The organism is Streptomyces sp. NPDC058001, from assembly GCF_042886315.1.
Classification (GTDB): Bacteria; Actinomycetota; Actinomycetes; order Streptomycetales; family Streptomycetaceae; genus Streptomyces.
In genome coordinates, this window is sequence record NZ_JBHVQT010000001.1 from 543,936 (window position 1) to 564,054 (window position 20,119).

At 70.3% G+C, this 20,119-nt stretch carries 18 protein-coding genes; 6 read left to right on the forward strand and 12 right to left on the reverse strand.

From position 1 onward, the window contains the following. Position 1 precedes the first annotated feature (1 nt). From ACFVT5_RS02600 to ACFVT5_RS02620, 5 genes are all read right to left on the reverse strand, one after another. The gene (locus ACFVT5_RS02600) at positions 2 to 1,078 is read right to left on the reverse strand and encodes a hypothetical protein (RefSeq protein WP_389880604.1); all 1,077 of its coding nucleotides are present in this window, start codon (positions 1,076 to 1,078) and stop codon (positions 2 to 4) included. Continuing rightward, positions 1,078 to 1,725 carry a hypothetical protein gene (locus tag ACFVT5_RS02605; RefSeq protein ID WP_389880606.1) on the reverse strand — a complete coding sequence of 216 codons (648 nt, stop codon included), beginning with the start codon at positions 1,723 to 1,725 and terminating at the stop codon, positions 1,078 to 1,080. The genes ACFVT5_RS02600 and ACFVT5_RS02605 overlap by 1 nt, the downstream gene beginning before the upstream one ends. A 146-nt stretch (positions 1,726 to 1,871) precedes the next feature. Then, positions 1,872 to 2,192 carry a hypothetical protein gene (locus ACFVT5_RS02610; RefSeq protein ID WP_389880607.1) on the reverse strand — a complete coding sequence of 107 codons (321 nt, stop codon included), beginning with the start codon at positions 2,190 to 2,192 and terminating at the stop codon, positions 1,872 to 1,874. Positions 2,193 to 2,333: 141 nt separating this feature from the next. Further along, positions 2,334 to 2,999 (reverse strand): peptide-methionine (S)-S-oxide reductase MsrA, encoded by a 666-nt coding sequence (msrA, locus tag ACFVT5_RS02615; RefSeq protein WP_389880609.1) that lies wholly within the window; start codon positions 2,997 to 2,999, stop codon positions 2,334 to 2,336. Between the two features lie 105 nt (positions 3,000 to 3,104). Beyond that, the gene (locus ACFVT5_RS02620) at positions 3,105 to 4,223 is read right to left on the reverse strand and encodes a hypothetical protein (protein ID WP_389880611.1); all 1,119 of its coding nucleotides are present in this window, start codon (positions 4,221 to 4,223) and stop codon (positions 3,105 to 3,107) included. Between the two features lie 103 nt (positions 4,224 to 4,326). Here ACFVT5_RS02620 and ACFVT5_RS02625 point away from each other — a divergent pair, with 103 nt between their 5' ends. Next, positions 4,327 to 5,511 (forward strand): cystathionine gamma-synthase, encoded by a 1,185-nt coding sequence (locus ACFVT5_RS02625; protein WP_389880613.1) that lies wholly within the window; start codon positions 4,327 to 4,329, stop codon positions 5,509 to 5,511. Positions 5,512 to 5,580: 69 nt separating this feature from the next. Here ACFVT5_RS02625 and ACFVT5_RS02630 read toward each other — a convergent pair whose 3' ends face one another. The 3 genes from ACFVT5_RS02630 to ACFVT5_RS02640 form a co-directional block, all read right to left on the reverse strand. Beyond that, positions 5,581 to 5,832: a hypothetical protein gene (locus ACFVT5_RS02630; protein WP_389880614.1), complete on the reverse strand. Its 252-nt coding sequence runs from the start codon at positions 5,830 to 5,832 to the stop codon at positions 5,581 to 5,583. Then, positions 5,829 to 6,356, reverse strand: a complete 528-nt coding sequence (locus tag ACFVT5_RS02635; RefSeq protein WP_389880617.1) for a sigma factor-like helix-turn-helix DNA-binding protein — start codon at positions 6,354 to 6,356, stop codon at positions 5,829 to 5,831. The genes ACFVT5_RS02630 and ACFVT5_RS02635 overlap by 4 nt, the downstream gene beginning before the upstream one ends. A 207-nt stretch (positions 6,357 to 6,563) precedes the next feature. Beyond that, entirely contained in the window at positions 6,564 to 7,088 is a 525-nt protein-coding gene (locus tag ACFVT5_RS02640) for a MarR family winged helix-turn-helix transcriptional regulator (protein ID WP_389880619.1), read from the reverse strand. 132 nt (positions 7,089 to 7,220) lie between these two features. Here ACFVT5_RS02640 and ilvA point away from each other — a divergent pair, with 132 nt between their 5' ends. The 3 genes from ilvA (at position 7,221) to ACFVT5_RS02655 (ending at position 10,600) form a co-directional block, all read left to right on the forward strand. Beyond that, positions 7,221 to 8,462 carry a threonine ammonia-lyase gene (gene ilvA / locus ACFVT5_RS02645; RefSeq protein WP_389880621.1) on the forward strand — a complete coding sequence of 414 codons (1,242 nt, stop codon included), beginning with the start codon at positions 7,221 to 7,223 and terminating at the stop codon, positions 8,460 to 8,462. A 261-nt stretch (positions 8,463 to 8,723) separates the two neighbouring features. Next, entirely contained in the window at positions 8,724 to 9,752 is a 1,029-nt protein-coding gene (locus ACFVT5_RS02650; RefSeq protein WP_389880623.1) for an ATP-binding cassette domain-containing protein, read from the forward strand. After that, positions 9,749 to 10,600, forward strand: a complete 852-nt coding sequence (locus ACFVT5_RS02655; protein WP_389880625.1) for an ABC transporter permease — start codon at positions 9,749 to 9,751, stop codon at positions 10,598 to 10,600. The genes ACFVT5_RS02650 and ACFVT5_RS02655 overlap by 4 nt, the downstream gene beginning before the upstream one ends. Before the next feature lie 74 nt (positions 10,601 to 10,674). On the opposite strand, the gene greA is transcribed toward ACFVT5_RS02655, so the two are convergent. Continuing rightward, positions 10,675 to 11,172 carry a transcription elongation factor GreA gene (gene greA / locus ACFVT5_RS02660; protein WP_389880627.1) on the reverse strand — a complete coding sequence of 166 codons (498 nt, stop codon included), beginning with the start codon at positions 11,170 to 11,172 and terminating at the stop codon, positions 10,675 to 10,677. Between the two features lie 239 nt (positions 11,173 to 11,411). Next, the gene (locus ACFVT5_RS02665) at positions 11,412 to 11,813 is read right to left on the reverse strand and encodes a DUF4307 domain-containing protein (protein ID WP_389880629.1); all 402 of its coding nucleotides are present in this window, start codon (positions 11,811 to 11,813) and stop codon (positions 11,412 to 11,414) included. A 125-nt stretch (positions 11,814 to 11,938) separates the two neighbouring features. Here ACFVT5_RS02665 and mca point away from each other — a divergent pair, with 125 nt between their 5' ends. Both mca and ACFVT5_RS02675 read left to right on the forward strand, forming a co-directional pair. After that, entirely contained in the window at positions 11,939 to 12,820 is an 882-nt protein-coding gene (mca, locus tag ACFVT5_RS02670) for a mycothiol conjugate amidase Mca (RefSeq protein ID WP_389880631.1), read from the forward strand. Next, positions 12,813 to 13,064: a hypothetical protein gene (locus ACFVT5_RS02675; RefSeq protein WP_389880633.1), complete on the forward strand. Its 252-nt coding sequence runs from the start codon at positions 12,813 to 12,815 to the stop codon at positions 13,062 to 13,064. Before mca ends, ACFVT5_RS02675 begins: the two co-directional genes overlap by 8 nt. A 51-nt stretch (positions 13,065 to 13,115) precedes the next feature. On the opposite strand, the gene ACFVT5_RS02680 is transcribed toward ACFVT5_RS02675, so the two are convergent. Both ACFVT5_RS02680 and ACFVT5_RS02685 read right to left on the reverse strand, forming a co-directional pair. Beyond that, on the reverse strand, positions 13,116 to 16,328 hold the full coding sequence (locus tag ACFVT5_RS02680) for a tetratricopeptide repeat protein (RefSeq protein ID WP_389880635.1): 3,213 nt from the start codon (positions 16,326 to 16,328) through the stop codon (positions 13,116 to 13,118). Positions 16,329 to 16,521: 193 nt separating this feature from the next. After that, positions 16,522 to 19,671, reverse strand: a complete 3,150-nt coding sequence (locus ACFVT5_RS02685) for a DNRLRE domain-containing protein (RefSeq protein WP_389880638.1) — start codon at positions 19,669 to 19,671, stop codon at positions 16,522 to 16,524. Between the last annotated feature and the right edge of the window lie 448 nt (positions 19,672 to 20,119).

Here is a 20,119-nt window from a genome sequence, read left to right on the forward strand (position 1 = left end):
GTCAGCGGTTGATGGACTGAACCTCCTGCACGGCCATGTCCTGCGTCGTCGCGAAGGTCCCGTCCGGCAGGTCGTCTCCCGTGCCGCCCGTGCCCTCCCAGGAGATCTCCCAGGTGATCGAGGCGGTCAGCCGGTACGGCTCCCCGTCCGACGCCCGCCGGTACGTGATGCCGCACGGCGGGGTGTCGCCCGCGTCGCCCTTGGTGTACGGGGTGCCGATGGAACCGTCGTCATTGATCCGGCACTGTCCCGACACGGGGTGGGTCTCGGCGTCGCCGGTACCGGGCTTGAGCCGCAACGCCACCGGTTTCGCGGTCGTCTCGGCCCAGAGATTCGTGTTCGGCAACTCGGCCCGCACCTTGACGTCCTTGAACGTCCCCCGATCCAGCCACACCCAGGTAGGCAGATTCACCGTGGACCGCCCCTCGGGCTTCAACTCGACCTCGGTGTCGGGAACTTGGATCTTGTCGTAGGCGTAGGCGGCGAGGACATCGGGGGTGGGGGCGTTGGGATCGTCGGGGACGGTGTTGGCGTCCTGCCAGAACAGATTGCGTTCGCAGTCGTAGGACGCGGGGTCGTTCTCGCGGTTCTTGTTGATCACCCCGCGCCAGAACATGCCGTCCTCGCCGAGGTTGTAGTCCTTGTAACCGTCCTCGCCGCCGGACTGGCCCTCGCCCTTCTCGTAGTGACTGACCATCAGGTCCTCGCCCCAGCTCAGCGTGGGGGTGACCCGGACCAGATCCCCGCCCTGCTTGAGCCGGTCGACGCCCGCTTTCAGCTGCGCGGGCGTGGCAACGGGTTCGTACCAGCACGCCGGGGGCCGCCAGTTGGGATCCACCGGCACCAGCGCCTTGCGCGACTTCCCACCGGAACCGCCTCCGCTGACGTGCGTGACCTGAATGGACGTGGCACTGGCTTCGGCGGTGAGGGTGTTGCCGGACGCGTTTCCGGAGGGGCCGGGTGGTGGGGGCGACTGGTTGTCCTTGTCTCCGACGGCATAGGACGCCGTCGAGGACAAGGCTGAGGTGAAGACCGATGAGGCGATCACGAGGGCGCACACCTTCGCGGCTGGCCGCATCAGCCGCACCCCCCGGCAACGGTCTCCAGGGAGACGGTCTTCCAGACCCCTTGCGCGGTCTTGTCCAACCGGGCGCGGTACTGGAGTACGGATTCGGGCTTGTCGGGGGTGGCCGTGACCTTGCCGGTCTTACGGTTCTTGGTGGACGCCTTGCGTTCGTCGACGCAGTAGAACAGGACGCCGGAACCCGTGTTGTTGATGTGGACCTGTGGGTTGTAGACCCTGACCTCGCCGATCAGGCTGTCGTCGGTGTCCACGAAGCTCTTGATCCATGTGCGGGCCGTCGCGAGCGAGTTCCCCGAGTTGTAGAAAGCCACCGCTTCGGAGTCCGGGGCGGACTCGGTGATCGCGGCGTACTTCGAACGCAGTTCCTCGCGCCCATCGTTGATGATCGCCTGGAGTTTGGGGTCGCTGTTCGTCCAGCTCTCGAAGTTCGCCTGGAACGTCTTCGGGAGGGTGATCTCCGGGCGGCCGTCGGTGGCCGCCGATGCCGAGGCGGACGCCGATGCGCTGGCGCTCCCTTCTCTGCCCGCCCCCTTGATCTTGTCCGAGGACGATCCGTCGTCCTCCCCGGAGCCGCAGGCGGTCAGCAGCAGGGCGGCCGTGGTGACGAGGGCGGCCGGCACGAGCCGGGCGGGGCGGTTCACGGGGGACTCCTGGCGAGGTAGGGGGGTAGCTGAAGCGAACCAACGCTACCCACCGTGCACACGCGGACACCAGTTGGATTCCCGTCAACCCCTGATCACACCTTTGCCGCCGCTTACGTCCCCGAATCCCCCTGGGTGAGCCGGAGTCACCAGCCCGGTGGCAAGGCGCGTGGCCTTCGGGTCCACCACCAACGGGTTTCCCGGCCGTCCCTGAGCGGCTTCCAGTACTGGGCGAGTTCGGTGCCGTCATCGTCCACCGTGGCCGCCCTGTAGCGGTGGTCCAAGGGGGCGATCGATCGTAGGAACTGGTCCCGTAGGGCGGGGGTCATCGCGTGGGCGAAGTCTTCGAGGGTGTCTCTGTAGGTCAGTTGGTCCAGGTACTCGTACACCATGTAGTACTTGGTGTCGGACCACGGACCTTCCATGCGCCGGACCAGGAACTCCCACCTCTGGAGCGCGGCGAACACGCCCCAGAGCGGTTCGGCGTCGGGCCCGCCCTGATCAGCCGGTTGATCCTGGGGGTCGATCAGGGCGATGGCAGCGAGATCCTCAGGAGACAGCGCGCTCCGTAGAGCGTGCGCTGCCGTTCCTGATTGAAGACGCAGTGCTCAGCCCTCGGCGGGAGCGACGCCGATCGGGCAGGAGACGCCTGTGCCGCCGATTCCGCAGTAGCCCGCCGGGTTCTTGTCCAGGTACTGCTGGTGGTATGCCTCCGCCGGATAGAACGGGCGGCCCTCCGCCGGGAGGAGTTCCGTGGTGATCGTGCCGTGGCCGGAGGCCGACAGCACCCGCTGGTACCGCTCGCGGGACGCCTCCGCCGCCGCAGCCTGCGCCGGCGAGTGGGTGTAGATCGCGGACCGGTACTGGGTGCCCACGTCATTGCCCTGGCGGAACCCCTGCGTCGGGTCGTGCGACTCCCAGAAAAGCTTCAGCAGCGTCTCGTACGGGACGACCTTCGGGTCGTAGACCACACGGACCGCCTCCGTGTGGCCGGTGAGACCCGAGCATGCCTCCTCGTACGTCGGGTTCGGCGTCGTACCGCCCTGGTAGCCGACGAGTGTCGTCCAGACGCCCTCTGTCTGCCAGAACTTGCGTTCGGCGCCCCAGAAACAGCCCAGGCCGAAGTCGGCGATCTCCAGTCCCTCGGGATACGGGCCGAGGAGCGGGGTGCCGAGGACCGTGTGGCGCTCGGGCACCGTGAAGGCCGGCTCGGGGCGACCCTTCAGGGCCTGCTCCGGCGTCGGCAGCTGCGGTGTACGGCTGTGCAGGAACATGCGGACTCCTCGGCAATCGGATACGGAAACAACAACGTGCGACGCCTACCGGGAATTCCATCCCCCGAGGTCCCGCCCACTCCCGGACCGGACACCCCCACCCCGTCACTGCGTCAGCGTCGCCGGGCTCCCCCCGTTCGCCTCGTACCCCGCCACCGCCAACGCCCGGTACACCGCATAGTCCGCCGCCGGATCGTCCGCGACCGTCCACGGAAGGGCGCCCACGTGGCCGTCGACGTGGGTGAGCTGGTTCATGGCCTCGCCCCAGCGTTCGCCGCGGACCAGGAAGAAGAGCAGCAGGTGGCGTACGTGGGCGAGCATCGGGTCGTCGGAGCGGGCCGTGTGGACCGCGTAGAGGGCGCCCTCGATGGCCTTGCGGACGACCTCGCTCTCGTAGAAGCCGCGTACCAGCGTGATCTCCGGCAGATGCTCGTACACCGCGAAGAGGGGCAGGGCCGAGAGGAGGGAGCCCTGCGGGGAGCGGGCCGCCGCCGCCTCGGCGAAGGCGTAGGCCACCTCGCGGGAGCCGAGCCATTTCTCGCACCAGTAGTGCAGGGCCGCGAGATGCGCCCCCATGTGCGCGGGCGCCCGGTCGAGGATCTTCAGCCACAGCTGCTCGAACTCCTCGCGCGAATACGCGAGCCCGCGCGCGATGGACAGCTCCACGATGTACGGAACGGGGTCACCGGGGGAGAGCAGGGCGGCCTCACCGCACGCGGCGCGGGCCTCCTCCAGGATGATCCGGAACTCGTCCGTCCCGGGCGTGGCCGTCCGCCACGCCTGCTGGACCAGGAACTCGGCGTGCACGGCGGCGCCCCCGGCGTCCTTCGGGGCCTCGGCCCGCCAGACCCGCAGCCACTGCCCGCCGGGGCTCTCACTGACCCCGCCGGGCCGCTGCCGCAGTTCGAGCGACGCGGCGCCGGCGAACGCCTGCACCCGCTGCCATCGCTCCTCGCCCTCGATGCCGGTGCCCGCCAGCAGTTGCGACGCGGCGCGCCAGTCCTGGGTGTGCTGCACCACGTCCAGGACGTCTTCGAGGTCCTGGTCCGGCCCTGGCATCCGCACGTCCAGCTCCTCCTGGCGCAGGAAGCCGTAGTTCGCGGGGTCCGCGGCGTCCGGTGAGCCCGGGTTGGCCAGGCGGATCCCGCCGCGCCTGCGCAGCATCATCGGTCCGAGGACCGCGCCCAGCATGACCACGGCGATCAGGACCCAGAGAATTTCCATGCGTCCAGCGAACCAGACGGGTCCGACAATTGGCGAACCCGTCACATGACTAGCAGTCTCACCGGTGCTCACCAGGGCCGTCCCCGCATTACCCTCGGTGCCCATGAGCGACTCGCACACCACGCACGGGCCCAGCACACACGCGCACCCCGAGCACGCCTTCGAGACCGTCGCGATCCACGCGGGCAACACCGCGGATCCCCTGACCGGCGCGGTCGTCCCGCCCATCTACCAGGTGTCCACCTACAAGCAGGACGGCGTCGGCGGCCTGCGCGGTGGCTACGAGTACAGCCGCAGCGCCAACCCGACGCGGACGGCCCTGGAGCAGAACCTCGCCGCCCTGGAGGGCGGTGTCCGCGGACTCGCGTTCGCGTCGGGCCTGGCCGCCGAGGACTGCCTCCTGCGGACCCTGCTCGGCCCCGGCGACCATGTCGTCATCCCCGACGACGCCTATGGGGGCACGTTCCGGCTGTTCGCGAAGGTCGTCGCCCGCTGGGGTGTCGAGTGGTCCGTCGCGAACACCAGCGACCCGGCGTCGGTGCGGGCCGCGATCACGCCGAAGACCAAGGTGATCTGGGTCGAGACGCCGTCCAACCCGCTGCTCGGCATCACGGACATCGCCGTGATCGCGCAGATCGCGCGCGAGGTGGGCGCCCGGCTCGTCGTCGACAACACCTTCGCCAGCCCCTACCTCCAGCAGCCTCTCCACCTCGGCGCCGATGTCGTCGTGCACTCGCTGACGAAGTACATGGGCGGCCACTCGGACGTCGTCGGCGGCGCCCTGGTCGTCAGCGACGCGGCGCTCGGCGAGGAGCTGACGTACCACCAGAACGCGATGGGCGCGGTCGCCGGACCGTTCGACGCCTGGCTGGTGCTGCGCGGCATCAAGACGCTCGCCGTGCGCATGGACCGGCACAGCGAGAACGCGGTCCGTGTCGCCGACATGCTGACCCGCCACGCGCGCGTGACGCGCGTGCTCTACCCGGGGCTGCCGGACCACCAGGGACACGAGATCGCCGCGAAGCAGATGAAGAGCTTCGGCGGCATGGTGTCCTTCCAGGTCGAGGGCGGCGAGGAGGCGGCCGTCGCGGTGTGCGACCGGACGAAGGTGTTCACGCTCGGCGAGTCCCTGGGCGGCGTCGAGTCCCTGATCGAGCACCCGGGCCGTATGACGCACGCGTCGGTCGCCGGTTCGGCCCTGGAGGTGCCGGGCGACCTGGTCCGCCTCTCGGTGGGCATCGAGTCCGCCGACGACCTCCTCGCGGACCTTCAGCAGGCACTCGGCTGACGAAGGCCGGACCGGCCCGGACCGGTCCGAAAGGGCCGGTCCGGAGAGGCCGCTCCGGAAAGGCCGGTCCTACCAGCCGGTGAGCGGTGGAGTCGTGTCCGCCGGCGGCTCCACCCACGGGCGGGCCAGCGACGCCCACACCACAAAGGCCACCACGGCGACGGCCAGCACGAACCACAGCAGCCGGCGCAGCACCGTACGGCGCCGCAACATGCGCGCACCGCGCCGTACGGCGTCCCCGTACAGCTCGGGCGGCACGGCGGGCTGTGTGCCCTCCAGGAGGCTCCGTACGGCCTGTTCCTTGCGGTCGGTCCCGTTCATGACGGCGCCACCGTGGGTAGGGCGGTCGCGGGACCGCGTGGAGGACGCAGCAGCGTCGCCGTCGCGCGCGCGGTGATCGCCCGGACGCGCTCCACGGACAGCGCGAGCAGGGCGGCCGTCTGTTCCTCGGCCACCCCCTCGTACATCCGCAGCACGAGGACGAGCCGCTCCTGCGGGGTGAGCCGGACCAGCACCCCACCCGGCTCCGTACGGGACGTGCCCCAGCCGTGGCGCCCGATCCACGGCACGCGCGCGAGGCCGTACGCGTGCCACGCCCCCCGCGCGAAGCGCACGGCGAGCTGCTGCCGGGCGCGGTCGTACGGGTCCTCGCCGCGCAGCCGGTCCCAGTACGCGTACGTGTGCGCGAGCGCGTGCGTGAGCAGGCGCCGCGCGCGCGGGTTGGCGTCGGGGGGCTCCGCCGTGAGGAGCGTCGCGGCGTGCAGCAACCGTCCTGCCGCGCCCGCGACGAACGCCTCGAACTCCCGGGCCCGGCGGGCGTCCTGCGACGCGTGCCGTTGTCGCACCGTGCCTCCCGCCGGAAGAGCCAGAAGTGCCAGGAAATGCCAAGAGGTGCCAAGAGGTGCCAAGCAGGGACGGTGCCGAGAAGGGACGGTCCCGGTCTCATATGAGGCCAGGCGCCCACCCCCGGTCAAGAGCGCGGTACGAGGCGGTATGACGCGGTACGAGGACGCGGTACGAGGGGGACGGTGCGGATTTCCCGGTCGCCGGGGTCAGGACGCGGGATCGCCCTCCGCGCCGGGAGTGGACTGTCCGGCCTGGCGTGCGGAGAGGGCGCTGTTGAAGCGCGTGAGGAGCGTGCAGAACTGTTCACGTTCCGCCGGCTCCCAGTCCTCCGTCAACATGGCCATCAGCTCCCGCCGTGAGGAGCGGACCTCGTCGAGGCGGGCCTGACCGCGCGGGGAGAGCTGGAGGACGACCGCGCGGCCGTCCTCGGGGTGCGACGTCCGCTTCACGAGCCCGGTGTCGACCAGCGGGGCGACCTGCCGGGTCACCGTCGACGAGTCGATGCCCATGCTCGCGGCGAGCGCCTTGACGCCCATCGGGCCTTCCTTGTCGAGGCGGTTGAGCAGCAGATACGCGGCGCGGTCCATGGAGTTGCGCACCTGCCCGACCCCGCCGAGCCGGGTCTGTTCGGCACGGCGGGCGAAGACGGCCACCTCGTGTTGCAGCGTGTCGAGAAGGCCGGTGTCGCCGGAGGTCGTCATGTCCATCGACATTTCAGGTGTTGTGGGCATGGCCGGAGGCTCACTTCATGCGTGGGGAAAAGGTGGGGGACAGAGTACGCGGCCGGGAGGCCGGTCGTACGGGCGCTGCGCAAACAGATCACGCGGCCTGAGAGGTGCCGTGTGAGCTGCGAGACTTGCGTCATGAGCTACCGCACGGCTGACTCCTTTCCCCGCCTGACGCCGCCCGTCACTCTGGACGACGTGCGCGGCGCGGCCAAGATGCTCGCGGGCGTGGCGCGGGTGACCGCGATGGAGGGCAGCAAGCACCTGTCCGCCCTGGTGGGAGCGCCGGTCCACCTCAAATGCGAGAACCTTCAGCGCACGGGTTCGTTCAAACTGCGCGGCGCGTACGTACGGATCGCGGGGCTGCTGCCCGAGGAGCGTGCCGCCGGTGTGGTGGCCGCGAGTGCCGGGAACCACGCCCAGGGCGTCGCGCACGCGTCGTCACTCCTCGGGGTGCGCTCGACCGTGTTCATGCCGGTGGGCGCACCTTTGCCGAAGGTGGCGGCCACGCGCGAGTACGGCGCCGAGGTGAGGCTGCATGGTCAGGTCGTCGACGAGACACTGGCCGCCGCGCAGGAGTACGCCGCAGAGACGGGCGCCGTGTTCATCCATCCGTTCGACCACCGGGACATCATCGCGGGCCAGGGCACGGTCGGCCTGGAGATCCTGGAGCAGTGCCCCGAGGTGCGGACCGTCGTCGTCGGGGTGGGCGGCGGTGGGCTCATCGCGGGCGTGGCGGTCGCGGTGAAGGCGCTGCGGCCCGATGTACGGGTGATCGGGGTGCAGGCGGTGGGCTCGGCCGCGTATCCGCCCTCGCTCGCGGCCGGGCGCCCGGTGTCGATCGACGCCCCGGTGACGATGGCCGACGGCATCAAGGTGGGGCGCCCCGGTGACCTGCCGTTCCGGATCGTGCAGGACCTGGTCGACGAGGTGCGGACGGTGTCCGAGGACGCCCTGTCGCGCGCGCTGCTGCTGTGCCTGGAGCGGGCCAAGATGGTCGTCGAACCGGCGGGGGCCAGCCCCGTCGCGGCGCTGATGAGCGACCCGGGCTCCTTCGACGGGCCGGTGGTCGCGCTGCTGTCGGGCGGCAATGTCGACCCGGTCCTCATGGAGCGCGTCCTGCGGCACGGCATGGCGGCGGCGGGACGCTATCTCGCGGTACGGCTGCGCCTGACCGACCGTCCCGGGGCGCTCGCGACTCTCCTGGGGGTGTTGTCAGTGGTGGACGCTAACGTCCTCGACGTGAGTCATGTACGGACCGACCCGCGGCTCGGGCTCACGGAGGCGGAGGTGGAGTTGCACCTGGAGACGAAGGGGCCCGAGCACTGCGCCGAGGTCGGCGCCGCGCTCCGGGACGCGGGGTACACGGTCATCTCCTGACGGACGGCACCGGACGGCACTGGGCTATCGCAGGCTTCGTTCTGCGTCGGCTCCGCTCAGCGACACGCTTCGGTCAGGGTCGGCTTTCGACGGGCGGCTTCGGACAGCGCCGCAGGTGACGGCATTCCGCATCCCGACACGGGAAAACCCGTTGTAGAGACGCGATGTATCGCGTTATGGTGTGTCTCTCGTCCTGCCAGTCATCCGTTTTCCGTACCGAGTCGCCCGGCACCGGGTGACCCAACACCTGGGAGAAGCCACATGCCAGGCGCCATCTACGCCGAGGGTCTGGTGAAGACCTTCGGCGACGTAAAGGCTCTGGACGGCGTCGATCTCGATGTCCCCGAAGGCACCGTCCTCGGCCTGCTCGGGCCGAACGGGGCGGGCAAGACCACCGCGGTCCGCTGCCTGACCACCCTGCTGCGACCCGACAGCGGCACCGCCGTAGTCGCGGGCATCGACGTCCTCAAGCATCCGAACGAAGTCCGCCGCTCCATCGGCCTGTCCGGCCAGTTCGCGGCCGTCGACGAATATCTGACGGGCCGCGAGAACCTCCAGATGGTCGGCCAGCTCTATCAGCTGAAGGCCAAGGCGGCCAAGGCCCGCGCGGTCGAACTCCTGGAGCGCTTCGGGCTCGCGGACGCCGCCGACCGGCCCGCGAAGACGTACTCCGGGGGCATGCGCCGCCGTCTCGACCTCGCCGCCGCGCTGGTGGTGTCCCCGCCCGTGATGTTCATGGACGAGCCCACCACCGGCCTGGACCCGCGCAACCGCCAGAGCCTGTGGGAGGTCATCCAGGAACTCGTGGCCGGCGGCACCACCCTGCTGCTGACCACGCAGTACCTCGAAGAGGCCGACCACCTGGCGCACGACATCTGCGTGGTCGACCACGGCCGCGTCATCGCGCGCGGCACCTCCGACCAGCTCAAGGCCCGCACCGGCGGCGAGCGCGTCGAGGTCGTGGTGCACGAGCGGGAGCACATCACCGTCGCGTCCGAGGTCCTCGCCGGATTCGGCAAGGGCGAGGTCGCCGCCGAGCAGCACACCCGCAAGCTGACCGTCCCGGTCACCGGCGGCGCCAAGCTGCTCGCCGAGGTCATCCGCGAGCTGGACACCCGGGGCATCGAGATCGACGACATCGGGCTGCGCCGCCCCACCCTGGACGACGTCTTCATCTCCCTCACCGGCCATGTCGCCGAGGAGGCGACCACCGGGACCGACGACGACGAAGCGGGCAGCCGCGACACCCGGAACCGCAAGGGCAAGGCCAAGAAGGAGACCGTCCAGTGACCGCAGTGACCGACATCGCGAAGGTCGGCGCACCCCAGGGCTCCGGCGGCGTCAGCCAGTCGATCCGGGACTCCCTCGTCGTCGCCCGGCGCAATCTGATCCGGATGACCCGTATCCCGGAGATGGTCATCTTCGGGCTGATCCAGCCGATCATGTTCGTGGTGATGTTCACGTACGTGTTCGGCGGGTCCATGAACATCGGCGGCAGCACCGACTCCGGTGTCTACACCGAGTTCCTGATGGCCGGCATCTTCGCGCAGACCGTCACCTTCGCCACCGCGGGCGCGGGCGCCGGAATCGCCGACGACATGCACAAGGGCCTCATCGACCGCTTCCGGTCGCTGCCCATGGCGCGCGGTGCCGTCCTCACCGGACGCACCCTCGCCGACCTCGTGCAGACCGCGCTGACCGTTCTGGTCCTCGCGATCGTGGCGCTGCTCGTCGGCTGGCGCACCCACACCAGCATCGGTGAGGTGCTCGGCGGCTTCGCGCTGCTGCTTCTGCTCGGCTATGCGTTCACCTGGATCGGCGCCCTCATCGGCCTGTCCGTGCGGACCCCGGAGGCGGCCACATCGGGCGGACTGATCTGGCTCTTCCCGGTCACCTTCGTGTCGAACGCGTTCGTGGACTCCAGCCAGATGACGCCCTGGCTGCGGCATGTCGCCGACTGGAACCCGTTCAGCGCGACCGTCCAGGCGTGCCGGGAGCTGTTCGGCAACCCCGGCGTTGTCGACTCGTCGGCCTGGCCCATGCAGCACCCGGTGTGGGCGTCCCTGATCTGGTCCGTCCTGATCATCGTGGTCTTCCGGACCCTCGCGGTCCGCAAGTACCGCGACGCCACGGCCTGACCGGCACCCGACGGACACGCCGATGCCCCCGCGCCCTCATCAGAGGACCGGGGGCATCGGCGTACGCGTGCGGCTCAGGCCGAATAGGGCTTGGCGGCAAGGATCTTGACCGAGGCGAGCTTGCCGTTCGGCAGTTCGTACGCCGCGTCCTCACCGACCTTCTTGCCGTTCACACCCGTGCCCAGCGGGGACTGGGGCGAGTAGGTCTCGATGTTCGCGCTCGCGTACTCGCGCGACGCCATGAGGAACGTCAGGGTGTCGTCCTCGTCGCCGTCGAAGGCGATCGTGACGACCATGCCGGGCTCGACGATGCCGTCGTCCGCGGGGGCCTCACCGACCTTGGCGTTCTCCAGGAGCTGGGTGAGCTGGCGCACGCGAAGCTCCTGCTTGCCCTGCTCCTCCTTGGCCGCGTGATACCCGCCGTTCTCGCGCAGGTCGCCCTCCTCGCGCGCCGCCTCGATCTTCTTGGCGATCTCGGTGCGCGCGGGACCAGACAGATACTCCAGCTCGGCCTTGAGCTGGTTGTACGCCTCCTGGGTCAGCCAGGTGACGTTGTCGCTGGTCTGGGTCACAGGTGCTCCTCGTAGGTACTGGGAATACAAAGCATCGCCCTACCCAGAAGAATGTACGTTCTCGGGTGGGCGAAACCACGAGCCTAACAATTTCGTCGCCGAAGGGGGAGGACATAAGCCATCAGACTTGCGTCAACGCAGGTCAGCCCCGGGCCGGGCCCCGGTCAGCGCCGGGTCGGCCACCGAACCGGTGCCGGGTCAGCCACCGGACCGGTGCCGCTGGCGGCTCAGTCGGACGCTCAGTCGGAGTGGCAGCCCAGCAGCTCGGCGCTCGTGCCGCGCGCGGTGGTGCGGAGCGTGACGACCTTGTCGATCCGGTCCGTGTCCTGGTCGAAGCGGAAGTCCGCGCGGCCCACCTCGGCACCGTTCTCGGCCTGTGACCGCACGGTGCAGTAGCCCTGCGCTGCGGCGTCCTTGCGGACCTCCAGATGCACCTCGACGGCGCTGTCCGACACGACCTTGAACTTGATCACCTCGGCGCTGATCTTCTGCCCGCCGACGTAGTCCCAGCCGATCCAGCTGACGAGCCCCAGCCCCAGGACGCCGAGGACCGCGCCCACGATCTTGAGCTTCCGGTCGGCGCGCGCGTCGGCCGACCGCCCGTAACGGCCCTCGGGGAGCTGTTCGCGGACCGCGCTCATGATCGTCCTCTCGCCGCCGGAAACGGGGAAGGGGGCCCCGGAATTATTGGCCCCCCGATTCAGTCACTATAGAAGTCGCCCAATCGCGCCGGATCAGACGGGCGCCGAATCACGAGGATCGAGTCTTGACTGAGCAGCTGCGACTGATGGCCGTGCACGCCCACCCCGACGACGAGTCGTCGAAGGGCGCGGCCACCATGGCCAAGTACGTGTCCGAGGGGGTGGACGTGCTGGTCGTGACCTGCACGGGCGGGGAGCGCGGCTCCATCCTCAACCCGAAGCTCCAGGGAGACACGTACATCGAGGAGCACATCCACGAGGTGCGTCAGAAGGAGATGGACGAGGCGCGCGAGATTCTCGGCGTCAAGCAGGAGTGGCTCGGCTTCGTCGACTCGGGGCTGCCCGAGGGCGATCCGCTGCCGCCGCTGCCCGAGGGCTGCTTCGCCCTGGAGGACGTGGACGAGGCCGCCGGGCGGCTGGTGCGGAAGATCCGCGCGTTCCGTCCGCAGGTCGTCACGACCTACGACGAGAACGGTGGCTATCCGCACCCCGACCACATCATGACCCACCAGATCTCGATGGTGGCGTTCGAGGGCGCGACGGACACCGAGAAGTACCCCGAGGACGAGTTCGGGCCCGCGTACCAGCCGCTGAAGCTGTACTACAACCAGGGCTTCAACCGGCCGCGCACCGAGGCGCTGCACGAGGCGCTGCTCGCGCGCGGCCTGGAGTCGCCGTACGGGGACTGGCTGAAGCGGTGGGACGAGTTCGAGCGGGTCGAGCGGACACTGACCACGCACGTGCCCTGCGCCGACTTCTACGAGATCCGGGACAAGGCGCTCATCGCGCACGCCACGCAGATCGATCCCGACGGCGGCTGGTTCCGGGTCCCGATGGACCTCCAGAAGTCCGTGTGGCCCACCGAGGAGTACGAGCTGGCGAAGTCTTTGGTCGATACCTCCCTCCCCGAGGACGACCTCTTCGCGGGCATCCGCGACAATGCCTGACATGAGCGCAAGCGCAAGCCTGGCAGTGGCCCATCTCGTCCCCCTCGCGAAAGAGGTGGACGAGAACAAGGTGACCCCCGGTGTCCTCGGCTTCATCGTCTTCGCGGTGATGGCCCTGGCGGTCTGGGGCCTGATGCGGTCGATGAACCGGCACATGGGCAAGGTGAATTTCGACGAGGGGGAGAACACCAAGGCCAAGGCCGGTACCGGGGCCGGAACCGTGGCCGGCGCCGCCAAGGAATAGCGGGTGTTCCGAGGGATGGGTCGGCCCATCCCTGGGGACATCCGCTCCCCGTCACACGGACGTCGTCGGGATCGGTACGCCCATGACCTCCCTCGACTGGCGGTTGGGGACCATGCCCAGGCGCCAGGCGGGCCAGCCCTGCTCCAGCGGAACGCCCCGTTCCAGGAGGAGCGCGAACGCGTCCGCGTAGTCGTCCAGCTTGCCGTCCCGTGCCGGGTGCCGGGTGCGGGCGAGCTGGGCCAGCTCCTCCTGCGCGACCGCCGTACCCACCTCGACGCCGCCCGGTGACGCGTACGGCAGCAGGGTGCAGCGCAGGAAGTGCGCCCAGTCCTCACCGCGCCGGTCCCCGTACGTCGCGAACAGGGCCGCCGCCTCGTCGCACAGCGTGAGTGCCTGCTGCGGGCGCAGATTGCCCGCGTCGACCACCGCGAGTTCCAGACAGGTCCATGCCTCGCCGTGCGCGACGCCGATCCGCTGGAAGTCGGCCCGCGCGTCCACCAGGAGCTGCCGCGCGAAGCCGCTGTTGCGCAGGGAACCCGTCTGCGCGGCCCGCTGGTCGCGGGTGACCCGCGCCGAGTGGTGCCGCGCGCACGCCAGCCCGTACACGTCCCGCATCCGCGAGAACATCGTCCGGGACCGCTCCAGCTCGCGGACCGCCTGGTCGAGGTTGCCGGTCCCCTCCAGGGCCTGCCCGAGGTAGTACACCGACCACGCCTCGCCGCGCGCGTCCTCGTTGTCCCGGTGCCGCGACACCGCCTGGCGCAGTCCGTCCACGGCGGCGGACGGGTCGCCGTCCACCAGCCGGGCCCGCGCGAGCTGGGTCAGCGCCCATGCCTCGCCGCGTCCGTCCCGGGTCCGCCCGTACAGATCGAGCGCCGCGCGCAGCTCCGTCTCCGCGCGCGGTACGTCACCCATCCGCAGACAGACCTGGCCGAGCTGGAAGTGCGCCCATGCCTCGCCGTGCACCGACTCGCTCTCGCGGTGCAGTTCCAGCGCCGTCGCGAGGAGCCGCAGCGCCTCCGCGAGATGGGCCCGGTCCCGCTCCACGGCGGCGAGCGCGTGCAGGGTCCACGCCCGGTCGCCGGCCAGCACGTCCGACGCCTGGAGGTCCAGCGCCTCCCGCAGCTTGGTCGCCGCCTCGGTGAGATTGCCCTGGTGGTGCAGCGTGATCCCCAGCGAACACAGGGCACGCGCCGCGCCCGCCTCGTGGTGCGCCTCGAAGTACAGGTCGACCACCGACGACAGCGTGGTGCGCGCCTTGTCCAGCTCACCGAGCTGCCGGGCCGCGATACCCGTACGCCACTGCACCGACCGTACGAGGAGTCCCTGGTCGACCGCCTGGGTCAGCTCGCTGATCTCGCCGAGCCGGTACAGGTCGCCGCGCAGCAGGCAGTAGTCGCAGAGCGCGCCCAGCAGGTTCAGGACCGCGCCCTGGTCCACGCCCTCCGCGTGCCGCAGCGCCGCCGTGATGAAGCTCGACTCGTCGTCCAGCCAGCGCAGCGCCGCGTCGAGCGAGGTGAATCCGTGCGGCCCGACGCGGTCCGCGCGCGTGGACGTCTTGCCGTCCACCAGCCGGATCACGGAGTCGGCCAGCTCCGCGTAGCTGACGATCAGCCGCTCCTGCGCCGCCGTGCGCTCGGCCGGTTCCTCCTCGTCCAGGAGGCGTGCCTGCGCGAACGCCCGTACGAGATCGTGCAGTCGGTAGCGGCTGCCGCGTACGTGATCGATGAGGCCGGCGCGGCTCAGTGCCGTCAGATGCCGGGCCGCCTCCGGCTCGTCCGTCGCGAGCAGCGCGGCGGCGGCTGCCGCCCCGAGCGAGGCCCGCCCGGCGAGTGCCAGGCGCCGCAGCAGCCGCCGGGCCTGCTCGGACTGGTCGGAGTACCGCAGCCACAGCACCCGCTCCACCGGCTCGACCGGGCCGTACGCCGCGAGGTCGGCGGCCAGTTGGCGCGGGGTACGCGGGCCCAGGGACGAGCCGGCGACCCGCAGCGCCAGCGGGAGCCCGCCGCACAGGTCCCGGATCCGGTCCGCCGCGTCCGCGTCGTAGGGACCCGACGCGTCCTGGGCCGCCGACTTCAGCAGCTCCTCCGCGCCGGCCTCGTCCAGCGCCTCCACCGGGAGGTGGTGCACCCAGGCGGGCAGATCGGCGGGCAGCGTCAGCGGGGAGCGGGCGGTGACCAGGACCAGACTGTCCGAGCGCCCGGGGACCAGGGTGCGTACCTGTTCGGCGTCGCTCGCGTCGTCCAGCACGATCGTCACGGGCAGCCCGGTCAGATGCTGGTGGTACAGCTCGCTCAGCCGCCGTACCTGCTGGTCCTGGGACGACCGCTCACGGAACAGCAACTGCTCACGAGGGGCGCCGAGCCGGTTCAGCAGATGCAGCAGCGCGTCCCGGGTCGACAGGGGCGGGGACTCCGGGCTGTCGCCGCGCAGGTCCACCACGCACGCGCCCCGGAACTGGTCCCGCAGATGGTGCGCCGCGTGCACCGCGAGCGTGGAGCGGCCTGAGCCGGGCGCGCCGTGCAGCACCACGACCGTGGGCCGGGTCTCGGTGGACGCGCGCGCCGCGTGCACCCACTGCGCGATCCGCGTCAGCGCCGTACGCCGTCCCGCGAACGGCCCGTCGGGCTCGGGTAGTTGGCCGAAACTCTGCTCCAGGACCGTACGCCTGCGGGCCGCCGCGCTCTTGTCCGTACGCCGCAACTGGGGCGGCGTCTTCTTCGCGCCGCCGCCTCCGGACGCGGCCGTGAGCACCCGCTGCTGATCCAGGAACGGCCGGATGCCCCGTACCTCCAGCGCCGTCAGCCACTGGAGCCTCAGCTGTTCCGGGCCGCCGGGCTGGTTACGGGCGCCCGCGCGGCGGCTCGCGGCCGGGATGTGCGAGGCCGTCACCTTCGCCACGGTCGTCGCCGCGCCGGCCACCGCGACGGTCGCTCCCGCGCCGACCGCGATACCGGGACCGGTGCCGAGCGCCAGGTCCGCCAGGCACGCGGCGACCGCCGCCACCGCCGTGACCAGCAGCGGAGTCCCGGCGCCCTCCCGCGCGTACCGCTGCCCGAAGGTCAGCTGTCCGGCCTCCGCCTCGTCCAGCGCCTTGGTGTAGGCGGCGTACTCCTCGGCCGCGGTCTCCGCCATCACGTCCAGCGCGCCGCGCGCCCGGTTCATCAGGACGGAGCCGTCGGTCCGCCCACCCGACCGCCGAACCTCCTCCTCGACCGCCCGCCCCAACAGCCGCTCGGCATCGCCCCGATGGCTGTCCCGCATGTCATGTCCCCCTCCAGCAGCGAAAGTTCCGGGCTCAAGTGTCCTGCGTACGGGGCTTCAGCGCGAGGGCGTCCTCGGAACGGGGGTGCCGATGGCGAGGATGGCGGACCTGTGGCGGTGCGGGCGGACAGGGCGGAACTTCCGGCGGAGACGACCGGGCGCCGTCTCCGCCGTCCAGGAAAGCGACGGTTTCTCAGCCGAGAGCTTTCACCGTCCTCCAGTCTTCCGTCAGTACGATCTTCACGGGGTTGTTCGCGCTCGTTCTGGACGGGTGGTAGACGCGTATCTGGCCGTCGGAGGCGAAGCGGGCCCAGATGTCGGGGATGCCGTCGTTGTTGACGTCGGGGATGCCGATCGCGGTGGTGACGTTGGCCTCGGTCCAGGTGGTGGCGTAACTGACGTCTCCGTCCCGGGAGTTGGCCGCCAGCTTGATGGATTCGAGGTCGACGCTGCCGCCGACCGGGCCGGGCTTGCCGTGGCGGACGTACATGTTGCCGTTGTCCAGGTTGCGCCAGAGCAGGTCGGGGACGTTGTCGCCGTCTATGTCGGCGACGTTGACGATGTCGCGGCGGGCCCAGGCGGCGCCCTCCATCAGCGTCGCCGTCTGGAAGCCTGCCCCGGTGTAGCCGGAGAGTGTCCAGAACGCGGGGCCGGCTCGCAGCACGAGGTCGGGATGCTTGTCGCCGGTGATGTCGCCGACGGCCTTGATCTGGGTCCAGGTCGAGGGCGCCGGGGCGTTGGCGGGCAGCCGGATCCTCATCCGCTTGTCGACGTCGAAACTGCCGTACCCGTCACCCGGGTAGAGCCAGAACGTGCCGTCGGGGGAGACCGCGAAGAGGTCCGTGATGCCGTCGCCGGGGTAGGCGTCCCCGTAGTGGGTGATCAGGGCGGACTTGCCCTTGCCCGGGTCGTACCAGTGGCCTGCCGGGTTCAGCTCGCCGTCCTTGGTGTAGGCGGCGTCCTGGCATGCGTTGAGTTCGCCGTCGACGCTGCCCGGGCAGTTGATGAGCTTGCCGCTCGCGTCCACGACCAGCAGGTCGGGTATGCCGTCGCCGGAGGTGTCACCGGGGCCGTCGCCCGTGGCGCTCGGGGGCACGTAGAAGGTGTAGTTGGTGACCTTGCTCTTGTTGCCGAGCGCGTCGAAGGCGTGCACGTTCAGCACGTTGGGGCCCGCGTGCGGCGGTTTGAGGTCGGGGATGGTGGCGGTGCCGTTGGTGGCGGTCTTGTCCGTCCACTTCACCCCGTCGATGGCGTACTGGAACTTGCTCGCGCCCTCGGAGGTGAAGGTGACCGCACCCGTCTCGCCGAACTCGACCGTCGCCCAGGTCGCGCCGTCGTCGGTGGCCTCAAGGAAGACGTCGCTTTCCACGGTCGGCGGCGGTGGGGCCGACCCGTCGACGGTGATCCGGCACCGGTTGCCGCTGGTCGGGTAGTACGCGGTGACCAGGCCCCCGGAGTCCTCCGCGCGGACGTCCCAGTAGTAGAGACCCTTGTCCACGAGGGTGCTCGACGCGATCGTCAGCGTGCCCTTGCCGCTGCTCAGGCTGGTGACGAGGGTGCCGGCCGGGGTCGCGTCGCCCGCCTTCCAGAAGCGGAAGCGCAGCCCCTTCAGGTTGCCGTCGACGTCCGAGGACTTCGCCGACAGGACCACGTTGGTCTTGCCGACCGTCACACCGGCCGTGCTGGTGTTGCAGGTGCCGCCGGGGGTGCTGGAGACGCTGCTGGGCACGGCGGGCGGCCGGTTGTAGACGACTTCGAGCGTCGCCGAGGTCGCCCTGAACTTCCGCCAGGTCTGGGTGTCGCCCTCACTGGTCGCCTGCATCCCGAAGGTGATGTTCGACCAGCCGCCGTCCGCGCCCTTCTGCGCCGCGGACTTCACGTTGAACGCCTCGTACTCGTCGGGGCAGTCGGCGGACGACCAGCCGTGCGCGAACGACTTCCGCTCGATCTCGAAGGAATTGGTCGGCTTCTTGTTCCACGTCGTGCCCGAGGAGATCGCCCCGGTCTGCCAGAGCTGGAACTCGCGCCTCGTGCAGGACCAGGAGTGGTTGTTGAGCACCTTGAAGCTCGCCGAGGTGACGGTCGCGCCCTTCAGACTGCTGCTGTAGTTCATCCGCCAGTAGGAGCGGGCCGTGCCGTTCGTGTCGTCCTCGTGGCCGACGCGGGCGTCCGATGTACCCGAGCTGAAGTTGGTGCCGTTCCAGAAGCTGGTGTTCGGGTACGGCTTGTACGCCACCGTCCATGCCAGCCATCCGGCGTTGAGCGTCGGGTCGACGAACACCGGGAAGAGGGCCTCGGGGTCGCTGAGCAGGCCGGTCCCGCCGACCTTCACATCGATGCGGGCCGTCCCCGTCCCGTCGCCGGCCAGACTCATCGGCGCCACCGCCTGCCGGGATCCCGGCTCGATTCCGCTCAGCCCGGACAGCTTCAGCACATCGGCCGGTGTCGCCACCGAGGTGCGCGGCTCGCTCTCGTCCTGGGGCAGTTCCACGTCACGGCCGCTGGAGTCCCAGGCGAACGGCGTGGGGATGGAGCCGATCTCCTTGCCGCTGCCGTCCAGCACCTGGACGCGGCCCGCCGTCTCGTCGTGGCGGAAGGTCGCCGTCGAGGACTTCAGTCCGTACGACAGCGTCTCCAGCGCGGGGTTCCGCGCGGCCTCGCGGTCCTTGACGATGAGGAGTTGCGCGAAGCCGCCCTCCTCCCGCGCGACCAGCAGCATGTCGACGCCGAGCAGCACCTCGGAGTAGAGGGCGCGCGGCCCGTCGAGCACCGGCTCCGGCAGCTCGCCGGGCCAGGTGTACACGACGCTGTGACCCTGGATGACGGTCGTCGCCAGCACGGTCTCCGCGGACGTGGCCGACACGTCCGACCGGGTGCTCCCGGCGGGCGTCCGAGGAATCGTCAGCGGGGCGCGCGCGTACGAGCGGTCCGCCCGGCCCCCGGTCGTCCTGCCGGAGAAGAGCAGCGGTACCGCCGGATTGACCGGCCGCACACCGTCCTTCGTACGGCGCAGCCGGTTGTCCACCGGCGCCCACTTCCCGGAGGCGTCCTTCGCCCGCTTCGGCACCGCGGTGATCCGCGTGCGCAGGTTGCCGTCCGGCTGGGCCCAGGTCATGGCGGTGGGGGTGGTCGCCGTGTCGACGACCACGTCCTTGCCGGTGCGCCTGGCCTCGGCCGCGGCGGCGGCCCCGTCGCGCGGACCGGGGGCGGTCCGGCGGGCGTCGGTCTTCTCGCGAGCCTGGGGAGTCGGCGGGGGACCGGTGTGCCACCAGGGCAGCAAGGCAGCGGTCAGGGCGGCCACAACCAGGCCGAGGGTGAGGGTCAGCCGGGTGCGCGTGCGCACGAAGGGACTGAGAAAACGAGGCGGCGCGGACACGGCGGTCTCCCGTGTAGTCCAAGCGGATCAGGACATGAGCGCGCACACCATGACATGGCTTGCACACGTCGTCTACGCGCGAAGACTTTATGAATCCGTGATGAAGATCCGGCTGCCCCCCGGTCGGCGGGTCGCGAATGTTGATCTTGCGGCTTTTGATCACCGGTTATGTGTTCACGGGGCTGGATTTCCGGTGAACTCTCCTACCGGTGCGGGGAATTGATGATTTGTCACTCAACATCCCGTGATGCAGGTCTCAAGAGGGCGCTTTCCGTCGGCTTCAACGGCCTTGATCCTTCAACGGTCATGACGGAGGGTCCGAAGCATCTCTGTTATCTGCATCGCCTGGGTGGAGTCGACGCGTATGCGTGCTCAAGGTCCACTGTCATGGCTGGGGTCAGGACGCCTCGCCCTG